The sequence below is a fragment of the Mesorhizobium sp. WSM4832 genome (assembly GCF_055811115.1).
Genome location: NZ_JBVVQH010000007.1, coordinates 243,202 through 263,743, shown reverse-complemented (window position 1 = coordinate 263,743; position 20,542 = coordinate 243,202). Strand labels below are relative to the sequence as shown.

Here is a 20,542-nt window from a genome sequence, read left to right as displayed (position 1 = left end):
GATAAGGGGTTCCGCGCCTGTCACTCCCGCCCTGGGCGCCTGTGTTCATCAGCCGTTTTTCGTCGCCGCCAAAACGTCAAAAAAGTATCGGTTGGGTGGACAAGCCGTGGTGGCAGGCGTTTCAATTGCCGCCTAAGCTTTCAATCACGGCGGCCAGCGGGAATACGCGGCCTGCCCGACGAAGCGCAGCAACCGGTCATAAGACCGGACCCGCGCGGGAGGAATAAAGATGAATCCGGACCTGGAAGTCGTCCAGATCAGACAGGGAGAGTCGTTCAAGGCCTGGGCCCACGGCTATCCTTTCCGCACCGTGCGCTGGCACTTCCACCCCGAATACGAGCTGCATCTGGTCGTGGCCACCACCGGCCGCTATTTCGTCGGCGACTTCATCGGCGAGTTCGAGCCGGGCAATCTTGTGCTCACCGGCCCCAACCTGCCGCACAACTGGGTCAGCGACGTGCCCCCGGGCGAGACCGTGCCGCTGCGCGGCCGCGTCGTCCAGTTCTCCGAAGAATTCATTGCCGACGCTTCCGCCGCGCTGCCCGAACTTGCCGCCTGCGCCGGCATTCTCGAAACCAGCCGTCGCGGCGCGCTGTTCTCGCTGGCGACGGCTGAGCTGGCCGCGCCTTTGCTGGCGGAGCTGACCGAGGCGCAAGGCGTGCGCCGCCTGTCGCTGTTCATGGCCGTGCTCGACATCTTGAGCCGTGCGAGCGACGTCCGCACCCTGGCCAGCGCCGGCTACCTTCCCGACCCGTCCGGCTTCATGTCGGCCGGCATCAACCAGGCGCTCGCCTACATCAACTGTCACCTGACCGAGCCGTTCAGCGAAGGCACCCTGGCCGAGATCGCCGGACGCAGCCCCAGCGCCTTCTCGCGCAGCTTCCGCCGGCACACCGGAATGGCGCTGGTGCAGTATGTCAACCGGCTGCGCATCAACCTTGCCTGCCAGCTGTTGATGAGCGAGGCCCAGATGTCGATCACCGAGATCTGCTACGCCGCCGGCTACAACAACATCTCGAATTTCAACCGCCAGTTCCTGGCGCAGAAAGGCATGTCGCCTTCGCGCTTCAGGGCGTTGCTGGCGCAGAACGTAAACGCGGAGATCGCCGCCTAACAGGGAGGAACAGGGAGGAGCCCAAGGCAATTCCAGCAAACGCGTGAAACGCTTCGGTTCGGCGACTTCGCCGTAGCCCCGTCTGGAATTGCGTCAAAACAAACAGACGTCCAGGGAAGGAAAAACGCGGGGTGCGAGACACCCTGTGCTGGAGATCGCTTGTCCTGCAATCCAGCACGCCAAGGAGGATGTTTGCGCGGCTTACCGGGATCGGATCGATCCTCAGCCGCTGCCGATCATACTCCTTTCAACAGTCCGATATGCAGTCAAGGCCTGACGCGCCGTTTGGCGCACAAGTCTCGTGAAACCATTTCTTGAAACGGAGTCATTCGAATGACCAGATATGCATGGAAATCGCCGTTTGCCTTGAAATCGACCATCGCGGCCGTGTTCGCGTTCTCTCTGCTCGGCAGCACGGCGGCCTTCGCCGCTTCCGTCACCGACGCCACGGTTGCCTTCCTGATGCCCGACCAGGCATCGACCCGCTACGAGCAGCACGACTATCCCGGCTTCGTCGCCGAGATGAAGAAGCTTTGCCCAGGCTGCAAGGTGATCTACCAGAACGCCGATGCCGATGCGGCGCGCCAGCAGCAGCAGTTCAATTCGGTGATCTCGCAGGGCGCCAAGGCCATCGTGCTCGACCCGGTCGATTCGACCGCCGCCGCCTCGCTGGTCAAGCTGGCGCAGAGCCAGGGCGTCAAGGTTATCGCCTATGATCGGCCCATTCCGACGGCGCCGGCCGATTTCTACGTGTCCTTCAACAACGAGGGCATTGGCAAGGCCATCGCCGATTCGCTGATCGAGCATCTCAAGGCTCTGAAGGTCGATCCGGCCGGCGGCGGCCTGCTGCAGATCAACGGCTCCCCGACCGACGCCGCCGCGGGTCTGATCAAGAAGGGCATCCATGAGGGCCTCGACAACAGCGGCTACCCGATCCTGGCCGAGTTCGATACGCCGGAATGGGCTCCGCCGAAAGCCCAGCAATGGGCCAGCGGCCAGATCACGCGCTTTGGAACCAAGATCCTCGGCGTCGTGGCCGCCAATGACGGCACCGGCGGCGGCGCGATCGCGGCCTTCAAGGCGGCCGGTGTTGATCCGGTTCCGCCGGTGACCGGCAACGACGCGACGATCGCGGCCTTGCAGCTGATCATCGCCGGCGACCAGTACAACACCATCTCCAAGCCGAGCGAGATCGTCGCGGCTGCCGCGGCCAATGTTGCCGTCAAGCTCTTGTCGGGCGAGACGCCGAAGGCCGAGATGACCCTTTACGACACGCCCTCGCAGCTCTTCACCCCGGCGGTGGTGACGCAGGAGAACCTCAAGGCCGAGATCATCGACAAGAAGATCAACACGGCCGCCGAGCTCTGCGTCGACCGTTATGCCGAGGGCTGCAAGAAGCTCGGCATCACCAACTGATAAGATCCTGACATCCGGCCGCCCGTCGGGCGGCCGGATGTTCAACGACATCGATCGTCACGAAAGGTCAGCGCATGAGTGAGAGTCCCGAAGGATCGGCTTCCGTCGGCGAGCTGGTGCTCAGCCTGCGCGGCATATCGAAGAATTTCGGCGCCGTCTCGGCGCTGACCGATATCGACTTCGACGTGCATGCCGGCGAGGTCGTGGCCCTGGTCGGCGACAACGGCGCCGGAAAGTCGACGCTGGTCAAGATTCTCGCCGGCGTGCACCAGCCGAGCTCGGGGACGATCAATTTCCGCGGCACGACAGTCACGCTGCCCGATCCGCGCGCGGCGCTGACATTGGGCATCGCCACCGTCTTCCAGGATCTCGCGCTGTGCGAAAATCTCGACGTGGTGGCGAACATATTCCTCGGCAATGAGCTCAGCCCGCTGCGGCTGGACGAAGTGGCGATGGAAATGCGCGCCTGGACGCTGCTCAACGAATTGTCGGCGCGCATCCCGAGCGTGCGCGAAGCGGTCGCCTCGCTGTCCGGCGGCCAGCGCCAGACGGTCGCCATCGCGCGCTCATTGCTGCTCGAGCCGAAACTCATCCTTCTCGATGAGCCGACCGCCGCACTCGGTGTCGCCCAGACGGCGGAGGTGCTCAACCTTATCGACCGTGTCCGCGCACGTGGCCTCGGCGTCGTGATGATCAGTCACAACATGGAGGATGTCCGTGCCGTCGCCGACCGTATCGTGGTGCTGCGGCTGGGGCGCAACAACGGCGTCTTCGACCCCGACGCCTCGAACCAGGATCTGGTGAGCGCCATCACCGGCGCGTCCAACAACGCGGTGTCGCGTCGCGCGGAGCGGCTGCGGGCGGAGCACGACAGCGCCGACAGCGAGCATGCGAGGGAGCAGCGCCAATGACGGCAGAGAAAAGCACCTCCGCCCCACTGGCGCTCGACCGCGCCGACGCCCGGGTGAAGCATCAGGCAGGCGTCGGCGGAGCGATCCGCTCCTTCCTCGATCGCGTGCGCAGCGGCGATCTCGGCTCGCTGCCGGTCGTCGTCGGCCTCGTGGTCATCTGGACTGTGTTCACCAGTCTCAATCCCGTGTTCGTCTCGAGCAGCAATCTGGTCAATCTCCTGTTCGACTGCTCGACGGTCGGCGTCATCGCGCTCGGCATCGTTTGCGTGCTGATGGTGGGTGAGATCGACCTTTCCGTCGGGTCGGTCAGCGGCTTCGCCTCGGCGATGGTCGGCACGCTCTGGGTCAACCAGGGATGGCCGGTCGCGCTCGCCATCGTCGCCGCGCTGGCCTTCGGCGCGCTGATCGGCTCGCTCTACGCCCTGCTGTTCAACCGGCTGGGCATGCCGAGCTTCGTCTCGACGCTTGCCGGCCTGCTCGCGGTGCTGGGCATGCAGCTCTATATCCTCGGCTCGACCGGTTCGATCAACCTGCCTTATGGCTCCACCCTGGTGGATTTCGGCCAGCTGATGGTGATGCCGAAATGGGTCTCGTACACCCTGGCGGCGATCCCGGGCCTGGCGATGTTGGTCAGCGGACTTCGCACCTTCGCGCGCCGCCGCGCGGCCAATCTGTCGGCCCGGTCCGTTGCCGGGCTCGTCGCGCGCGTCGCCACCATAACCGTCGGTCTCGAGCTGATCGTCGCCTACCTCAACCAGTCGCGCGGCATCCCATGGATGTTCGGCCTGTTCGTCGGGCTTGTGGCGGCGATGAACTACGCCCTGACCAGAACCAAATGGGGGCGTTCGATGACCGCCGTCGGCGGCAACCGCGAGGCGGCGCGGCGCGCCGGCATCAAGGTCCGCGCCATCTATCTCAGCGCTTTCGCACTGTGCTCCACCTTTGCCGCGCTTGGCGGCGTGCTTGCGGCGGCGCGGCTCGCTTCCGCCAGCCAGCAGGCCGGCACCGGCGACGTCAACCTGAACGCGATAGCGGCCGCGGTCATCGGCGGCACCAGCCTGTTCGGCGGCCGCGGCAGCGCCTATTCCGCGCTGCTCGGCATCATCGTCATCCAGTCGATCGCCAGCGGCCTGACGCTGCTCGATCTGTCCTCGTCGCTTCGTTACATGATCACCGGTGCCGTCCTGGCGATCGCCGTGATCGTCGACTCCCTCGCGCGCCGCTCCCGTGCCTCGCACGGCCGCGCCTGAACAGTTCAAACGAGAAGGGTACAATGGCTCAGAATCTTTCGGGAAAAGTCGCCGCGGTCACCGGCGCGGCATCGGGTATCGGTCTCGAATGCGCCAGGGCGATGCTTGCCGCCGGCGCTCGGGTGGTGCTGGTCGACAGGGCGCAGGACAAGCTGAAGGAGATCGTCGCCGAACTCGGCGAAAGCGCGATCCCGCTGGTGGTCGATCTCACCAGCCCCGCAAGCGTGGCGACGATGATGCCTGGGATCCTCGAAAAGGCCGGCCAGCTCGACATCTTTCACGCCAATGCCGGCTCCTATGTCGGCGGCGAGATCCTCAATGGCGATCCGGACGCCTGGGACCGTATGTTGAACCTCAACATCAACTCGGTCTTCCGCTCCGTCCACGCGGTGCTGCCGCATATGGTCGAGCGCAAGACCGGCGATATCATCGTCACCAGTTCCATCGCAGGCCTCGTCCCTGTGGTCTGGGAGCCGGTCTACACGGCCTCGAAACATGCCATACAGGCGTTCGTCCATACGCTGCGCAGGCAGGTGGCCAAGCACGGCCTGCGCGTCGGGGCCGTAGCGCCAGGCCCGGTGGTGACGGCGCTGATCAGTGACTGGCCGAAGCAGAAGCTCGAGGACGAGCTGGCTGCCGGTGGCCTGATGCAGCCCACCGAGGTCGCGGAGGCCGTCCTGTTCATGCTCACGCGGCCGCGAAACATCACCATTCGCGACCTAGTGATTCTGCCGCAGAGCAATGATCTGTAGGCAGTAGGATTTAGGCAGTAGGGAATAGGGAAGGGGCAGTTGCCTCCGGCCATCCAACGCGGACCATTTTCTACTGCCTACTGCCTACTGCCTACTGCCTTACCTTGAGGTCCCCCATGCCTTCCCACTTCATCGGCATCGATGTCGGCACCGGCAGCGCGCGCGCCGGCGTCTTCGACGAGCGAGGACAGCTCCTGGCTTCAGCCAAGCGCGACATCGCTCTCTTCATCGAGCCCGGCGAGATCGCCGAGCAGTCCAGCCGGGACATCTGGCAGGCGGTGTGCGCCAGCGTCCGCGACGCCGTTGCAAAATCAGGCGTGGAGCCCGCCAAGATCGGCGGCATCGGCTTTGACGCGACCTGTTCCCTGGTGGTGGTCGGTGACGATGGCGAAGCCCTGCCTGTGGGTCATTCGGGGGATAGCGACAGGAACATCATCGTCTGGATGGATCATCGCGCCCTCGACCAGACCAGGCGCATCAATGCCGGCCGGCATCCGGTCCTCGATTATGTCGGCGGCGTCATTTCCCCGGAGATGGAAACGCCGAAGCTGCTATGGCTGAAGGAGAACCTGCCCGAGACCTTCGCCGCGGCCGCGCATTTCTTCGACCTGGCCGATTATCTGGCCTGGCGCGCCACCGGCAGCCTGGCCCGCTCGGTCTGCACGCTGGCCTGCAAGTGGACCTATCTCGCCCATGAGCGGCGCTGGGACGAGAGCTATTTCCACGCTATCGGGCTTGGCGAACTTGCCGACGAGGGCTTTGCCCGCATCGGCACCGAAGTGGTCGATCCAGGCACGGCGGTGGGCGCCGGCCTGACGGAGGCGGCCGCGGCTGAATTAGGGCTGGTTGCGGGCACAATCGTTGCTGCCGGGCTGATCGATGCCCATGCCGGCGGCGTCGGCACGGTCGGTGCCGCCGGCGATGCCGGCACCATTTCGTCGCGCATGGCCTATGTGCTCGGCACTTCGGCCTGCACCATGGCGAGCAGCGAAGGCCCTGCCTTCGTGCCTGGCGTGTGGGGGCCCTACTATTCCGCCATGGTGCCGGGGTTCTGGCTGAGCGAGGGCGGTCAGTCGGCGGCCGGGGCGGCCATCGATCTTCTGGTGCGTTTCCATCCGGCCGCAGCCGAGGCTTCCGCGCACGCCGCGGCAGAAGGCAAATCGCTTGCCGACTGGCTGGCCGCTGCCGCCATAGCAGCTTCGCCCGACCTGTCGGCGGCCGCCACGCTCGCGGGAAGCATCCATGTCGTGCCCGAGTTCCTCGGCAATCGTTCGCCGTTCGCGGATCCGGATGCCCGCGGCCTGATCGCCGGGCTGGGCACCGACCGTTCCGTCGAAAGTCTTGTCGGCCTTTACGTGGCCGGGCTTTGCGGCCTGGGCTATGGCGTGCGCCAGATCGTGGCGGCGCAGGGATCGTCCGGTTTTGCCGTCGACACCATCGTCATCAGCGGCGGCGCCGGGCAGTCGTCACTGGTGCGCCAACTGCTTGCCGACACTGCCGGCCTGCCGGTCGCCGCCTCGCAATCGCCGGAACCGGTGCTGCTGGGCGCCGCGATGCTCGCAGCGGTCGCGGCCGGCCGTTATTCCGACCTTTCGACCGCCATGCCTGCCATGTCCCGGCTTGGCGACGTTTTCCGGCCGGCAGCCGGCGCCATGCGGACGTGGCACGACCGGCGTTACGAAGCCTTTCTGGCCCTGCAGACGGTAGGTCGAAGCATACGCTGACATATCGCTTTATTTTTGCGCAATTCCGGACGAAAAATCGCGGCGCACTTTTCCTGGAATTGCCGTAAAGGTGTCAGCGACGGAACAGCGACGTCGCCTCGAATGGATCGGGCGCCGGCTGCTGCGGCAGCGTGCCTTCGGCAATGTTGACCCAACAATTTGATCTTCCATTGAATCTCGCCCTTGCACAGACCCCCGGTCTTTTGAGGCTTTCATGACCAACTCCAAGTGGCCGGAATACATGCCGGGCTGGGATGATGACATATATGCGATAGGCATGATCTCACTGAATTATAGCCAGCTTGAGCATATGTTCAGCATTCTTTTTGGGCGAGCCGTAAGAATGTCGGAAGCGCAAGTGAAGGTGTTATTCCAGCGCATTCACAACGATTCCCGCCTCAAAATATTTGATCAACTTCGGCGTCAGCTGATTGTCGTAGAAGAAATACAAGGACATCTACAGTATTTTGCCGACGCGTTCAAAATATGCGCGGTTAACCGGAACGATATCATGCACTCCCTCATGGGAGGGCGGTTCACCAGTCGAAGCAAAGGAACCGGTGGAATGCTGCTCACAAAGTTTTCAAAATCGGGGAGCGAAATCGTATGCCCGGTTACGCTGTCAGACCTAAGGCGAGTTGCAGACGAGGTTCATGCCTTCATGATGTATGGAGCAACATTGTCCCTCGAAGTCGAATTCGCCACGCATCCAAAATACCATGTGGAGCAGGCGAAGCCGTACCAACCTTCTCCAATGCTTCGCAAGCCGCCATTGCCACAGAATTTAGATTGGCGTCCCCTATCCGAATTTCAGCCTCAGGAGCAAAAGAAGGTCGAGTGAAAACGGATGCTAGTGCCCGGCCCACAACGCCACCACGGCGACGAGGTACGAGATGGCGACCATTACATAAGCAAACTGGAGGAGGGTCATCGGGGCGCGAATCCTTTCGCTGATTTCAGATGACCAACTCATTTATACCCGCCCGCCGAATAATCTCTTAACAAACCGTTAAACGAACCAATAAAATTTACGGGGCAGGCAGCGCGGTCAGCGCGCGTTTGTCGTGAGGTAATGTCGTGTCGCGCAAATCGCGGCGACCCCCTGTGCTGACGCAGTACGGGGGCGTGCCGATAGATTTTTCGGTGACCTGTCGCGTTTAGCCGCCGTCGCAAGGTTGACCCATCAAGCAACCCTCCAGCGCCTGTGAATGGGTCGATCATTCGCCCGGGTCCAATGGCTTGTGCCACCACCACTTAACGAAGCGGGCAATTGCGATCAGTCCGGCGACGACGCCGAACAGGCTTGCGACAAGGGTGAGTACCTGGCCGAGGTCGAGGGTGATGATCATGGGAGCGTTCCTTTCAAGACAGATCTCGCCATTGAGAAAAGGTCGAAAAGGAACTGCTAAGATAGACGCAGGCATCGGGACCGATGTCAACAGGGCCGGTGTAAGATTGGCCCCACCATGCCCCGGCTTTGCGGGACACCAACCGGCATGAGACGGAATGAACTCCTACCTATAGGAATGAAGTGGAATGAACCGCCCTGAAACGCTCTGATCACGTTTCGGTTACCAAGGAGCAGTGCTGAGGCAGGATCATGGACCATTCGTGGAGGCGTGTCGGCCTGTAGCGTCGCAGAGCGTTAGCGCGTATGGGTCGCGGGGCCGAGATTGACGTTTACGTAAAAAGAAGGTGCGAACCAGCCCAAAGACGGATGGTTTCGCTCTGGCCATGCACTACGCTTGGCTGGGACGGAGGAGGAGAAGCAAACATGTATCGCGCACCGGTCGAGGACATCGCCTTCACGCTGAAGCAGGTGGCCGGGCTGAAGCCGGCGCTGGATGCCGGCACTTTCGGCGATCTCGGCGAGGACCTCGTCGACGCGATCCTGGCCGAAGCGGGACGTTTCGCCAGCGAGGAGGTTGCTCCCCTCTACAAGATCGGCGACGAGCATGGCGCGGTGCTGACGGACGCGGCCGTCACCACGCCGCCCGGCTGGAAGGAGCTCTACCGGCGCTGGATCGACGGCGGCTGGAACGCGCTGTCCGGGCCACAGGAGTTCGGCGGCCAGGGTCTGCCCACGATGCTCGGCGTCGCCGCGCTCGAAATGTGGAACTCCGCCGCCATGGCGTTCGGCATCGGCCCGACGCTCACCATGGGCGCGGTCGAGGCGCTCGACAAACACGCTTCCGAAGCGCTGAAGCAGAAATATCTGGCCAAGCTCGTCTCGGGCGAGTGGATGGGAACGATGAACCTGACCGAGCCGCAGGCGGGCTCGGACCTCGGCGCGCTGCGCAGCCGCGCCGAGCCTGTCGGCGACGGCACCTACCGCATCTTCGGCCAGAAGATCTTCATCACCTATGGCGAGCACGACTTCACCGACAACATCGTGCATCTGGTGCTGGCCAGGCTGCCCGACGCGCCGGCCGGCACGCGCGGCATCTCGCTGTTCTTGGTGCCGAAGTTCTTCGTCAATGACGACGGCTCGCTCGGCGCCCGCAACGACGTCTTCTGTTCCGGCCTCGAGCACAAGCTCGGCATCCATGCCTCGCCGACCTGCACGATGATCTATGGCGACGGCTTTCGGGGAGCGACGCCCGGCGCCGTCGGCTGGCTGATCGGCGAGGAGAACAAGGGGCTGGCCTGCATGTTCACCATGATGAACAACGCCCGCCTTGCTGTCGGCATGCAGGGCGTGGCCGTGGCCGAGGCCGCGACACAGAAGGCGATCGCCTATGCCAATGAGCGCCGCCAGGGCAGGGCCCCGGACTATTCAGGCTCCGGCATGGCGCCGATCGTCCATCACCCCGACGTGCAGCGCAATCTTCTCACCATGAAGGCGCTGACCCAGATCGCGCGCGCGATCAGCTATTCCTGCGCGCATGCCATCGACCGCGCGCGTGTCGCCGAGGGCGAGGCCGCCGCCAACTGGCGCGACCGCGCCAATTTGCTGACGCCGCTTGCGAAAGCCTTCTCCACCGATGTCGGCGTCGAGGTCGCATCGCTTGGTATCCAGGTGCATGGCGGCATGGGCTTCATCGAGGAGACCGGCGCTGCCGCCCTTTATCGCGACGCCCGCATCGCGCCGATCTATGAAGGCACCAACGGCATCCAGGCGATCGACCTCGTCTCGCGCAAACTGCCGCTTGGCAATGGCGAGCATGTGCATCGCTATATCGGCGAGCTCAAGGCGGTCGCCGATGCGGTGCGCACCTCCAATATCGAAGGTTTCGGCCGCACCGCCGACAATCTCGACCGCGCGCTGGCCGATCTCGACGAAGCTACGCGCTTCCTGCAGGCGTTGCTTGCCGACGGCAAGGCAGACGCCGCGATGGCTGGCGCCACACCCTATCTGCGGCTGATCTCGCTTGCCGCCGGCGGCGCCTATCTGGCGCAGGGCGGGCTGGCTGACCGCGGCCGCATCGCGCTCTGCCGCTTCTTTGCCGAAAACCTGCTTGGCGAGACGCGCGCCTTGACGGAGCGCGTCATCGACGGCGCCGAAAGCCTTGCCGCCGCCGGCAAGGCGCTGATCTCCGCTTAAGCATTCTGACGTTCAAAGGACCAACCGTGACCGACCATATCCTCATCGAGCGCCAGGGCGCAGTGCAGATCATCCGCATCAACCGTCCGGACAAGAAGAATGCGCTGACGCGCGCCATGTACGCGAAGATGTCGGCGGCGCTCGCCGAAGGCGATGCCGATCCGGCGGTCCGCGTGCATGTGTTCCTCGGCGTCCCCGGCGCTTTCTCTTCCGGCAACGACCTCGCCGATTTCCTGGTCATCGCCGCCGGCGGCGAGGGCGGCAACGAGGTCTGGGATTTCCTGATGGCGTTGGCGAGGTCGCAAAAGCCGATGGTGTCGGGCGTCGACGGCATCGCCGTCGGCATCGGCACCACGCTCAACCTGCACTGCGACCTGACCTTCGCCACGCCGCGCACGCTCTTCCGCACGCCCTTCGTCGATCTCGGCCTGGTGCCGGAGGCCGGTTCCAGCCTTATCGCGCCGCAACTCCTGGGACGGCAGGGCGCCTTCGCGCTGCTTGGCCTCGGCGAGGGTTTCTCGGCCGAGCGCGCCAAGGCCGCCGGATTGATCTATGAAGTGGTGGCGGAAGACGCGCTCGAAGGTGCGGTGCTGGCTGCAGCCAACGGCGTCGCCGCCAAGCCGCCGCAGGCGCTGAAGATCGCGCGCGACCTTATGCGCGAGCCGCGCGAAGCGCTGATTGCGCGCATCAAAGTGGAAAGCGAGCACTTTCGCGAGCGGCTGAAATCCGACGAGGCGCGCGCCGCGCTCAACGCCTTCATGACCCGGAAGAAATAGCCGGAACTATCGGTGCTCTGCCGCGATGCGGATGCCGAGGCCAATCAGCACGATTCCGGTGACGCCTTCGATGGCGCGACGGATCGATGGCCGGCGCAGGAAGTCCCCAGCCTTGGCCACCACCGTCGCGTAGAGAGCCAGCCAGGCGAAGGTCATGATGGCGAAGACCGCTCCAAGGCCGAGCAGAGCGAGGAAACTTTCCCCGCCAGGCGGCACGAATTGCGGCAGGAGGCTTGCAAAGAACACCGCCATCTTCGGATTGCCAAGGTCGCTGATCAAGCCCTGGCGGTAGGCGTTTGTGCTGGTCAGCCGCCGTGACGGCCCCGCGATGGTTGCCATGTCTTGCTGATGCGAAGGCCGCCAGGCCTCCTGCAGCGCCTTGAAGCCGAGATAGATGAGATAGGCGGCGCCCGCATATTTGACCGCGAGGAACAGCGGCTCCGAAGCGACCAGAAGCGCGACGATGCCGGCGCTGGTGGCAAGCGCCCAGATCGTCTGGCCGCTGGAGATGCCGAGCGCGGTGAACACGCCGGCCATGCGCCCGCCGAGCAGCGTGTTGCGAATGGTGATGGCCGTATCTGGCCCGGGCGTTGCAATCACGATGAACGAGACGCCTAGATAGGCCAAGACCAGGTTCATGAGATCAACTCCTTTGCATTGCAGCCGATTGAGCTCGAGATCACACCATTGCGCGGGGATTTCTCGGCCTCAAGGGTAAAGCCGCGTCTTGTCCCAGCCGCCGGCGGCGTTGCGCGAAAAGACGACGCGGTCATGCAGGCGGAACGGCCTGTCGTGCCAGAACTCGATCGTCTGCGGCAGGATGCGGAAGCCCGACCAGTGTTTTGGCCGGGGGATTTCGCCGATGGCGTAGCGCGCCGTGTATTCGGCTACCGCTTTCTCCAGCGCGAAGCGGCTCTCCAGCGGCCGCGACTGTTTCGAGGCCCACGCGCCGATGCGGCTGCCGCGCGGCCGCGTCGCGTAATAGGCGTCGGCCTCGGCGTCGCTGACGATCTCCACCGGCCCGCGCACGCGCACCTGGCGGCGCAGCGATTTCCAATGGAAGCACATCGCCGCCTTCATGCTGCCAAGAATCTCGCGGCCCTTGGCGCTCTCGAAATTCGTGTAGAAGACAAACCCCTTTTCGTCGAACCCCTTGAGCAGCACCATGCGCACATCCGGCATGCCGTCGGCATCGACGGTCGCCAGAGCGACGCCGTTGGCGTCATTGATCTCGCTTTTGGTGGCGTCCTCCAGCCACGCGGCAAAGAGCCTGAACGGCTCCGCAGCCTCGGTGAAGTCACTGCTTGTTAACTCGGTTTCGTTCATAGTTTTCCAAATTTTTACCGTTGCGGGAGGAGTTCGCCGATTGTTGCGTATCGCGCAAGCTTTTGACAGCAGGCAATGGGGCGTTATCGCTTCGGCCAGCGTCAAGGCTGTGGTCGTGTCGGCGGTCCTGCCGCTTGCCGCTTGCGGCGCCGGCGGTTTCAGCCTGGAAAAGGCTGAGGTCGACCGCTCGATCATCACCTCCAGCGCGCCGTTCTCGCCCGCCGCCCCGGCGGCGGCCGACAAGGACTCCGACCAGACCACCATCGGCAACGCTGTCTCTTCCGCCGACATCAAGGAGCTTGGCGGCCAGACGGTGCCATGGGCCAACGCAGGCACCGGGTCGCGCGGCGCGATCACCGAGCTGGTGGAGTTGAAGGATGGCGGGCTGACCTGCCGCCGTTTCAGCGCCACGCGCGAGAGCTTCGACGGCGTTGCCCTCTACCAGGGCGAGCTGTGCCTGGCCGGCGCCGGCGGCTGGCGCATGCAGGAATTCAAGGCGCTCTGAGTTTCGCGCAAATTGCCCTTGCGCCACTGGAATTTCTTCCTATGCGAGCGCATATAGGGGGCGACTACAAATCCATTCCCTCTTGCAGGCAGGAAGCATGCGCGACCCCTATGAGGTGCTGGGCGTTGCCAAGAACGCATCGGCCAAGGACATAAAATCGGCTTACCGCAAGCTCGCCAAGAAATATCATCCGGACCAGAATCCGAATGATCCGAAGGCGAAGGACCGTTTTGCCGCCGCCAACCAGGCTTACGAGATCGTCGGCGACGAGAAGACGCGCGCCGCTTACGATCGCGGCGAAATCGACGCCGACGGCAAGCCGAAATTCCAGGGTTTCGAAGGTGCGGCTGGCGGCGACCCGTTCGCCGGCTTCCGGCGCCAGCAAGGCCCGGGCGGCGCGCATTTCGAGTTTCGCAGCGGCCGGCCGGGCGGCGATCCGTTCGACGGCAACAGCGACATCTTCAGCCAGATCTTCGGCGATGCCTTTTCCGGCGCGCGCGGCGCCGGCAGGGGTGGCGATCGTCGCCAGCCTGCCCAGGCCGCCGATTTGAACGTCACGCTGGATATCAGCGTCGAGGAAGCCGCCACCGCCGAGAAGGTGACGGCGATGTTCCCCGACGGCCGCAAGATGGCGGTCAAGCTTCCGGCCTATGTCGAGGAAGGCCAGACCATCCGCCTTAAGGGGCAGGGCGAGCAGGGGCCCGGCCAGCCGGGCGATGCGCTGGTCAAGATCCACATCCGCCGCCATTCGCGATACCGCATCGAGGGCCGCGACCTGCATGTCGACCTGCCTGTCGATCTGGCCGACGCCGTGCTCGGCGCCAAGGTGGCGGTGGAGACGCCGACCGGCAAGCTTGCGGTCAATGTGCCTGCATGGTCGAGCTCGGACAAGGTGCTGCGCCTGAAGGGCAGGGGCCTGCCGGAAAAAACAGGCGGCCACGGCGACCTCTACGCCCATGTGCGGCTGATGCTGCCGGAAGGCGGAGACGCCGATCTCGAGGCCTTGATGCGCAACCGAAAAGGCTGATCGAGGCGATTTTCTCCGCCAGTCAGTCTGTTTTCAACGCTTGAAGGGGCTTTGTGCCTGTGCGATAGGCACTCCACAAAGCAGACATTCTTGCGGAGAACGCGCACATGGCGGGTGGACAAGGCCTGATGGCCGGCAAGCGAGGCCTGATCCTGGGCGTCGCCAACAATCGGTCGATCGCTTTCGGCATTGCCAAGGCTTGCGCCGATCACGGCGCCGAAATCGCGCTGACCTATCAGGGCGAGGCCTTCAAGAAGCGCGTCGAGCCGCTGGCGGCCGAACTCAACGCGCATGTCGCTGGCCATTGCGACGTCACTGATCCCGATAGCCTGGACGCCGTCTTTGCCGACATCGCCAAGCGCTGGGGCAAGCTCGACTTCCTCGTCCACGCCATCGCTTTCTCCGACAAGGACGAGCTCACCGGCCGCTATGTCGAGACGACGCGCGACAATTTCCTGCGCACCATGGACATTTCGGTGTTTTCCTTCACCACCATCGCCAAGCGCGCCGAGCCGCTGATGACGGATGGCGGCTCGCTTTTGACGCTGACCTATTACGGTGCCGAGAAGGTGATGCCGCACTATAACGTCATGGGCGTCGCCAAGGCGGCGCTCGAAGCGAGCGTGCGTTATCTCGCCGTCGACCTCGGCGCCAAGAAGATCCGCGTCAACGCGATTTCGGCCGGCCCGATCAAGACGCTCGCCGCTTCCGGCATCGGCGACTTCCGCTACATCTTGAAGTGGAACGAGTACAATTCGCCGCTCAAGCAGACGGTGACGCAGGAAGAGGTTGGCGATTCGGGCGTCTACTTCCTGTCTGACCTGTCGCGTGGCGTGACCGGCGAGGTCCATCATGTCGATTCCGGCTACCATGTCGTCGGCATGAAGGCGGTCGACGCGCCGGATATCTCGACCGTCAAGGAATAATCCGCTTCGCCTAATTCGTCCCAGGCCCTGGCCCGACCTCGGAAGACCTGATGTACCCGCTCGTCTACATCGCGCGCCATGGCCAGACCGAGTGGAATGCCGAGCATCGCCTGCAGGGCCAGGCCGACACCGACATCAACGCATTCGGCCGCGAGCAGGCAAGGCGCAACGGCAAGCGGCTGGCCGCGCTGATCGGCAAGGGCGAGGGTTTCGATTTTGTCGCCAGCCCGATGCGGCGCACGCGCGAGACGATGGAATTGATGCGCGCCGCGATGGGGCTCGATCCTGCCGCCTACCGCACCGATCCGCGTCTGGTGGAGATAAGCTTCGGCGACTGGCAGGGCTTCACCTTCGCCGAACTCGAGAGGCGTGCCCCGGGTTCAACCGACGGCCGCCGCGCCGCCAAATGGGATTTCCAGCCGCCCGGCGAGGGCGCCGAAAGCTACGAGATGCTGCTCGAGCGGATGAAGCCGTGGTTCGATGCGCTCCGTCAGCCGACGGTCTGCGTCACCCATGGCGGCGTCATACGCTGCTTCTTCCGCTTCGTTGCCGGCCTGTCCAAGCAGGAAGCCGCCGGCCTCGAGGTCCCGCAGGACCGCCTGCTGCGGCTGGAGGGCCGCAGCCTGGAGTGGCTGTGAGGAAGACGCGCCTCCGCTTCGTCATTCTAGGGCGAAGCAGGAGCGAAGCTCCGTCGCGGAGACCCTAGAATCCATGCCGTGACCCCAGCTAAATGGTAAAAACGGTGCAGAACAGAGGTTGTTTAGCACCGCTGCGAAGCCTCGACGTAACGGCATGGATTCTAGGGTCTGCGCGCGTCGCTCCGCTCCTTGCTTCGCCCTAGAATGACGAAGCTTTCGGCGTTTCGGCCAATTTCTAAGGTCGTCCTTTGCCGACGCAGCGCAGCGGTCAGAACCTCGCGTGCGAGCCTAATTCTGGTCGCTGTCGGGCAACTGCATATCCGTCACGACATTCTCGCCATTCGTCACATCGTAGGCGAGGACGATGTCCATGCCAGGCTTCAGCGAGTCGAGATCGGTCTCTGCGTTGAGCTTGTAGGCCTTGCCGTCGTCAAGCGTCAGCGTCAGCGTGTCCTTGTCGACCTTCTTGATCAGGCCTTCGGTCTGGCCGGCGAACGCGGCGGCGGTGGAAATCAGCAACATGGCGCAGGCAGCGCCGATCAGGGTACGCATCGTCGTCCTCTTTGGTCATTGCGCCGGTTGGTCAGCGGCGGGTCCTCAACGGCGGATGGGAAGAGAGCAGAAACCAACCGAATGTGTCAAAACTAAATCCGCAATATCACAGTTTGATGCATCCGATCACCGTTTGACCACTGTGGAAAACGCCAATAGAACGCAGCCTTAGCGGCTCGCCGCCGGGCAGGACAAACCTTCATGTCTCACAACACATTCGGCCATCTCTTTCGCGTCACCACCTGGGGTGAAAGCCATGGCGCGGCGCTCGGCTGCGTTGTCGACGGCTGCCCGCCCGGCATCCGCTTCAGGCGCGAGGACATCCAGGCCGAGCTCGACCGCCGCCGGCCCGGCCAGTCGCGCTTCGTCACCCAGCGCCGCGAGCCGGACGAGGTCAAGATCCTGTCCGGCTTCATCCTCGACGAGGACGGCGAGACGATGATCACCACCGGCACGCCTGTCTCGATGCTGATCGAGAATGTCGACCAGCGTTCCAAGGATTATGGCGAGATCGCCCGCCAGTACCGTCCTGGCCATGCCGACTACACCTATGACGTCAAATACGGCCTGCGCGACCATCGCGGCGGCGGCCGCTCCTCGGCGCGCGAGACGGCAGCCAGAGTGGCGGCCGGCGCGCTGGCGCGCAGGATAGTGCCCGGCATGGTGGTGCGCGGCGCGCTGGTCTCGATGGGCGAGAAATCGATCGATCGCGCAAACTGGAACTGGAATTTCGTCGGCGACGCCGAAAACCCCTTCTTCACCCCCGATCCGGCATCGGTCCCGGTGTTCACCGCCTATCTCGACAGCGTCCGCAAGGCCGGCTCCTCGGTCGGCGCGGTGATCGAGATTGTCGCCGACGGCGTGCCGGCCGGCCTCGGCGCGCCGATCTATGCCAAGCTCGACCAGGATATCGCTTCCGGCCTGATGTCGATCAACGCTGTCAAGGGCGTCGAGATCGGCAACGGTTTCGAAGCGGCCCGCATCACCGGCGAGCAGAACGCCGACGAGATGCGCATGGGCAATGACGGCAAGCCCGTGTTCTTGTCCAACAATGCCGGCGGCATCCTCGGCGGCATCTCGACCGGGCAGGCGATCGTCGCCCGCTTCGCCGTCAAGCCGACCTCCTCGATCCTGACCCCGCGCCAGTCGATCGACAAGGACGGCAAGGACGTCGAGGTGATGACCAAGGGCCGCCACGACCCATGCGTCGGCATTCGCGCCGTGCCGATCGGCGAGGCCATGGTTGCCTGCGCGATTGCAGATCATTATCTGCGGCATCGAGGACAGACAGGAAAGGGAGGGGAGTAGGGCAGTAGGGCAGTATGGCAGTATGGCAGTATGTTAAGCAGCTCCGCCGAAGCAGCCAAGAATTTCCTTTCCCCTACTGCCCTACTGCCTTATTCCCCTACTCCCCTGCGAGCAAAGCGAGCGTTCCATGCCATACGACCAGAAGAAGATCGTCGAAGCGATCCGCGCCTTCGAGCGCGGCGAGATCGTCGTCGTCATGGACGATGACGGGCGCGAGAACGAGGGCGACCTGATCGTCGCGGCTGTCCACTGCACACCGGAAAAGATGGCCTTCATCGTGCGCAACACCTCCGGCATCGTCTGCACGCCGATGCTGCGCGAAGACGCCAGGCGGCTGAACCTCGCGCCGATGGTGACGGACAATGACTCCGCCCACACCACCGCCTTCACGGTCAGCGTCGATTTCAAGCACGGCACCACGACCGGCATTTCAGCCGACGACCGCACGCTCACCGTGCGCAACCTCGCCAACGGCAATGTCGGCGCCTCCGACTTCGTGCGTCCCGGCCACATTTTCCCGCTGATCGCGCGCGAAGGCGGCGTGCTGATGCGCTCGGGCCATACGGAAGCCGCCGTCGATCTCTGCAAGCTCGCCGGTCTGCCGCCGGTCGGCGTCATTTCCGAACTGGTTAACGACGACGGCACCGTCAAGCGCGGTCCGCAAGTGCAGGCCTTCGCCGAAGAACATGGCCTGAAGCAGGTGTCGGTCGCCGACCTCATAGCCTATCGCCAGCGCAAGGAAACGCTGGTCGAACGCGTCGCCTGTTCCGACATCGAGACGCTTGGCGGCAAGGCGCAGGTCTTCACCTACACGCTGCCCTGGGATTCCATGCATCATGTCGCCGTTGTCTTCGGTGATATCCGTGACGGCGAGCAGGTGCCGGTGCGGCTGCATTCCGAAGACGTAGTCACCGACGTCTTCGGCACCAGCCATCGGCTCGACGGCATCATGAAGGCGATGGGCGAGCGCAGGCGCGGCGTTATTGTCTATCTGCGCGAAGGCTCGGTCGGCGTCGCCCATCAGGAGCGCAAGCGGCCGGCAAGCGGCGACCGCGAGGACCATGAGGAAGCCCGTCGCCGCGAGAACGAATGGCGCGAGATCGGCCTCGGCGCGCAGATCCTGAAGGATCTCGGCATTTCCTCGATCAACCTGATCGCCTCGCGCGAGCGCCACTATGTCGGTCTCGAGGGCTTTGGCATTCATATCGCCAAGACAGAAATTTTGTAGCTGGCTAACGCCCTCGCGACTTCGTCATCCACGGGCGAAGCAAGGAGCGAAGCGACGCGCGAAGACCCGAGGATCCATTCCGTGACTTCGACGCGCTGCGACGGTTCAGAATTCTGCTCCGCTGCGCTCTACGATCAAGGTAACGGAATGGATCCTCGGGTCTGCGCTCCGCTTCGCGTCGCTCCGCCCGTGGATGACGACGTCGCGGAGGCTCGGACAATTCCAAACGTTTGCGAAACGAGTGTCGGAACGCTCCCAACCATCACTCTGCGGGCACTGCCGCCTCGCCCCGATCCACGTCGCAATCACCCGTCGCCAGCCGGCATTGGCCGGCGAGCACGGTGGCAAGAGCGATCGCGCCTGCCGCGACGGACACAAAGAACCCGCTCTGCGGACCGAAATTGTCGACCATCCAGCCGGCGGCGAAGGAGCCCAGCGCCATGCCGATGCCGATGCCGGTCGTCACCCAGGTGACGCCTTCGGTCAGCATTGCCGGCGGCACGTGGCGTTCGATCAGGCCGAAGGCGGTGATGAAGGTCGGCGAGATCGCGACGCCGCTGACGAAGACGGCAAGCGCCAGCGTCGGCACGGTGTCGGCGAAGAGCAGCGGCAGCGTGCTGATCGCAAGGACGGTGACCGCGAGCGCCAATTGCCGCTGCAGCGGCGCCTTCAGGCTGAGCGCGCCGACGATGATGCCGAGCACGAAGGATCCAAGCGCATAGACGCCGATGACGAGGCTCGCCGCTTGCGGTTGGCCGAGCTCCTTGGTGATGGCGACGGTGGTGACTTCCGTGGTGGCGAAGGTCGCGCCGACGAAGATCAGCGCGAAGGTGATGATCTGGACCGGCCGCAGGCGGATCGCAGAACTGGCCGCGCCATGCCCCGCCGGGCGGACGGGCGGCTCGGACGTGCGCTGGAGCAGGAATGCCGCCGAGCCGAGCGCAAGCAGCAATGTGCTGACGACCATGCCGGCTTCGGGAAACAGCGCCGCGCTCAAGCCCACCGACAGCGAGGCGCCGGCGATATAGACCAGTTCGTCAGCGGCCGATTCGAAGGCGAAGGCGGTGTTGAGCTCGGGACGATCGCGAAAGATCTCGGTCCAGCGCGCCCTGACCAGAGCCGGGATGCTGGGCATGGCGGCGGCAAGCAGCGCCGACCCGAACAAGGTCCAGACTGGCCAGTGCTGGTTGGCCGCCACGGTCAATGTCGCGAAGGAAAGCACCGAGACAAGCGTCATCGGCGCGGCCACCGCTGTCTGGCCGCGCCGGTCCACCAGCCGCGACACTTGCGGCGACAGGAAAGCGTTGACCAGCGCATAGGTCGCGGAAACCGCGCCGGCCAGCCAGTATTCGCCATGCGTCTGCGACAGCATCGCCACGATGCCGATCGGCGCCATGGCGATCGGCAACCGCGCGATGAAGGCAGCGGCGGCAAAGCCTTTCGTGCCGGGAGCCCGAAAGATGTCCGAATATGGGTTTCGCATGATCCTGCTCCTCGACAAGGGAAGGCGCTGCGATTACATACGCAGCGTATGAGTGTCAGATA

The 20,542-nt window shown here is 64.1% G+C and carries 20 protein-coding genes; 15 read left to right on the top strand and 5 right to left on the bottom strand.

The window, feature by feature from the left end:
• Positions 1 to 229: 229 nt before the first annotated feature.
• From AC0L2L_RS12955 to AC0L2L_RS12925, 7 genes are all read left to right on the top strand, one after another.
• Positions 230 to 1,114 (top strand): AraC family transcriptional regulator, encoded by an 885-nt coding sequence (locus AC0L2L_RS12955; RefSeq protein WP_473578851.1) that lies wholly within the window; start codon positions 230 to 232, stop codon positions 1,112 to 1,114.
• A 333-nt stretch (positions 1,115 to 1,447) separates the two neighbouring features.
• A complete protein-coding gene (locus AC0L2L_RS12950) occupies positions 1,448 to 2,530 on the top strand; it encodes an ABC transporter substrate-binding protein (protein ID WP_473578849.1) in 1,083 nt (360 codons plus the stop codon).
• A gap of 74 nt (positions 2,531 to 2,604) precedes the next feature.
• A complete protein-coding gene (locus AC0L2L_RS12945; protein ID WP_473578848.1) occupies positions 2,605 to 3,441 on the top strand; it encodes an ATP-binding cassette domain-containing protein in 837 nt (278 codons plus the stop codon).
• A complete protein-coding gene (locus AC0L2L_RS12940; RefSeq protein WP_473578846.1) occupies positions 3,438 to 4,691 on the top strand; it encodes a sugar ABC transporter permease in 1,254 nt (417 codons plus the stop codon). Before AC0L2L_RS12945 ends, AC0L2L_RS12940 begins: the two co-directional genes overlap by 4 nt.
• Before the next feature lie 23 nt (positions 4,692 to 4,714).
• Positions 4,715 to 5,443 carry an SDR family oxidoreductase gene (locus AC0L2L_RS12935; RefSeq protein WP_027164627.1) on the top strand — a complete coding sequence of 243 codons (729 nt, stop codon included), beginning with the start codon at positions 4,715 to 4,717 and terminating at the stop codon, positions 5,441 to 5,443.
• A 116-nt stretch (positions 5,444 to 5,559) separates the two neighbouring features.
• Entirely contained in the window at positions 5,560 to 7,167 is a 1,608-nt protein-coding gene (locus AC0L2L_RS12930; RefSeq protein WP_473578844.1) for an FGGY-family carbohydrate kinase, read from the top strand.
• A gap of 214 nt (positions 7,168 to 7,381) precedes the next feature.
• A complete protein-coding gene (locus AC0L2L_RS12925; protein ID WP_473578842.1) occupies positions 7,382 to 8,008 on the top strand; it encodes a hypothetical protein in 627 nt (208 codons plus the stop codon).
• A 376-nt stretch (positions 8,009 to 8,384) separates the two neighbouring features.
• Here AC0L2L_RS12925 and AC0L2L_RS12920 read toward each other — a convergent pair whose 3' ends face one another.
• Positions 8,385 to 8,516 (bottom strand): hypothetical protein, encoded by a 132-nt coding sequence (locus AC0L2L_RS12920; protein ID WP_473578840.1) that lies wholly within the window; start codon positions 8,514 to 8,516, stop codon positions 8,385 to 8,387.
• Between the two features lie 425 nt (positions 8,517 to 8,941).
• On the opposite strand from AC0L2L_RS12920, the gene AC0L2L_RS12915 reads away from it, so the two are divergent.
• Together AC0L2L_RS12915 and AC0L2L_RS12910 are read left to right on the top strand one after the other, a co-directional pair.
• Entirely contained in the window at positions 8,942 to 10,711 is a 1,770-nt protein-coding gene (locus AC0L2L_RS12915; protein ID WP_473578839.1) for an acyl-CoA dehydrogenase family protein, read from the top strand.
• Between the two features lie 26 nt (positions 10,712 to 10,737).
• The gene (locus AC0L2L_RS12910; protein ID WP_473578838.1) at positions 10,738 to 11,487 is read left to right on the top strand and encodes a crotonase/enoyl-CoA hydratase family protein; all 750 of its coding nucleotides are present in this window, start codon (positions 10,738 to 10,740) and stop codon (positions 11,485 to 11,487) included.
• 6 nt (positions 11,488 to 11,493) lie between these two features.
• On the opposite strand, the gene AC0L2L_RS12905 is transcribed toward AC0L2L_RS12910, so the two are convergent.
• Together AC0L2L_RS12905 and pdxH are read right to left on the bottom strand one after the other, a co-directional pair.
• A complete protein-coding gene (locus tag AC0L2L_RS12905; RefSeq protein ID WP_473578837.1) occupies positions 11,494 to 12,126 on the bottom strand; it encodes a LysE family translocator in 633 nt (210 codons plus the stop codon).
• Positions 12,127 to 12,195: 69 nt separating this feature from the next.
• Positions 12,196 to 12,813: a pyridoxamine 5'-phosphate oxidase gene (gene pdxH / locus AC0L2L_RS12900; protein WP_473578836.1), complete on the bottom strand. Its 618-nt coding sequence runs from the start codon at positions 12,811 to 12,813 to the stop codon at positions 12,196 to 12,198.
• A 40-nt stretch (positions 12,814 to 12,853) separates the two neighbouring features.
• Between pdxH and AC0L2L_RS12895 the strand changes: the two genes are divergently transcribed.
• From AC0L2L_RS12895 to AC0L2L_RS12880, 4 genes are all read left to right on the top strand, one after another.
• Positions 12,854 to 13,318: an RT0821/Lpp0805 family surface protein gene (locus AC0L2L_RS12895; protein ID WP_473578834.1), complete on the top strand. Its 465-nt coding sequence runs from the start codon at positions 12,854 to 12,856 to the stop codon at positions 13,316 to 13,318.
• Between the two features lie 97 nt (positions 13,319 to 13,415).
• Entirely contained in the window at positions 13,416 to 14,345 is a 930-nt protein-coding gene (locus AC0L2L_RS12890; RefSeq protein WP_473578833.1) for a DnaJ C-terminal domain-containing protein, read from the top strand.
• Between the two features lie 107 nt (positions 14,346 to 14,452).
• A complete protein-coding gene (gene fabI, locus AC0L2L_RS12885) occupies positions 14,453 to 15,271 on the top strand; it encodes an enoyl-ACP reductase FabI (RefSeq protein WP_473578831.1) in 819 nt (272 codons plus the stop codon).
• A gap of 50 nt (positions 15,272 to 15,321) precedes the next feature.
• Positions 15,322 to 15,909, top strand: coding sequence for a histidine phosphatase family protein (locus AC0L2L_RS12880; protein WP_473578829.1), 588 nt, complete (start codon positions 15,322 to 15,324; stop codon positions 15,907 to 15,909).
• 288 nt (positions 15,910 to 16,197) lie between these two features.
• On the opposite strand, the gene AC0L2L_RS12875 is transcribed toward AC0L2L_RS12880, so the two are convergent.
• The gene (locus tag AC0L2L_RS12875; RefSeq protein ID WP_473578827.1) at positions 16,198 to 16,461 is read right to left on the bottom strand and encodes a DUF1344 domain-containing protein; all 264 of its coding nucleotides are present in this window, start codon (positions 16,459 to 16,461) and stop codon (positions 16,198 to 16,200) included.
• Between the two features lie 201 nt (positions 16,462 to 16,662).
• Here AC0L2L_RS12875 and aroC point away from each other — a divergent pair, with 201 nt between their 5' ends.
• Positions 16,663 to 17,769: a chorismate synthase gene (aroC, locus tag AC0L2L_RS12870; protein ID WP_473578826.1), complete on the top strand. Its 1,107-nt coding sequence runs from the start codon at positions 16,663 to 16,665 to the stop codon at positions 17,767 to 17,769.
• Positions 17,770 to 17,896: 127 nt separating this feature from the next.
• Positions 17,897 to 18,997, top strand: a complete 1,101-nt coding sequence (gene ribB, locus AC0L2L_RS12865; RefSeq protein ID WP_473578824.1) for a 3,4-dihydroxy-2-butanone-4-phosphate synthase — start codon at positions 17,897 to 17,899, stop codon at positions 18,995 to 18,997.
• A 262-nt stretch (positions 18,998 to 19,259) separates the two neighbouring features.
• Here the strand turns inward: ribB and AC0L2L_RS12860 are convergent, their stop codons facing one another.
• Complete coding sequence (locus AC0L2L_RS12860) at positions 19,260 to 20,480, bottom strand: MFS transporter (protein ID WP_473578822.1); 1,221 nt, start codon at positions 20,478 to 20,480, stop codon at positions 19,260 to 19,262.
• Positions 20,481 to 20,542: the final 62 nt, after the last annotated feature.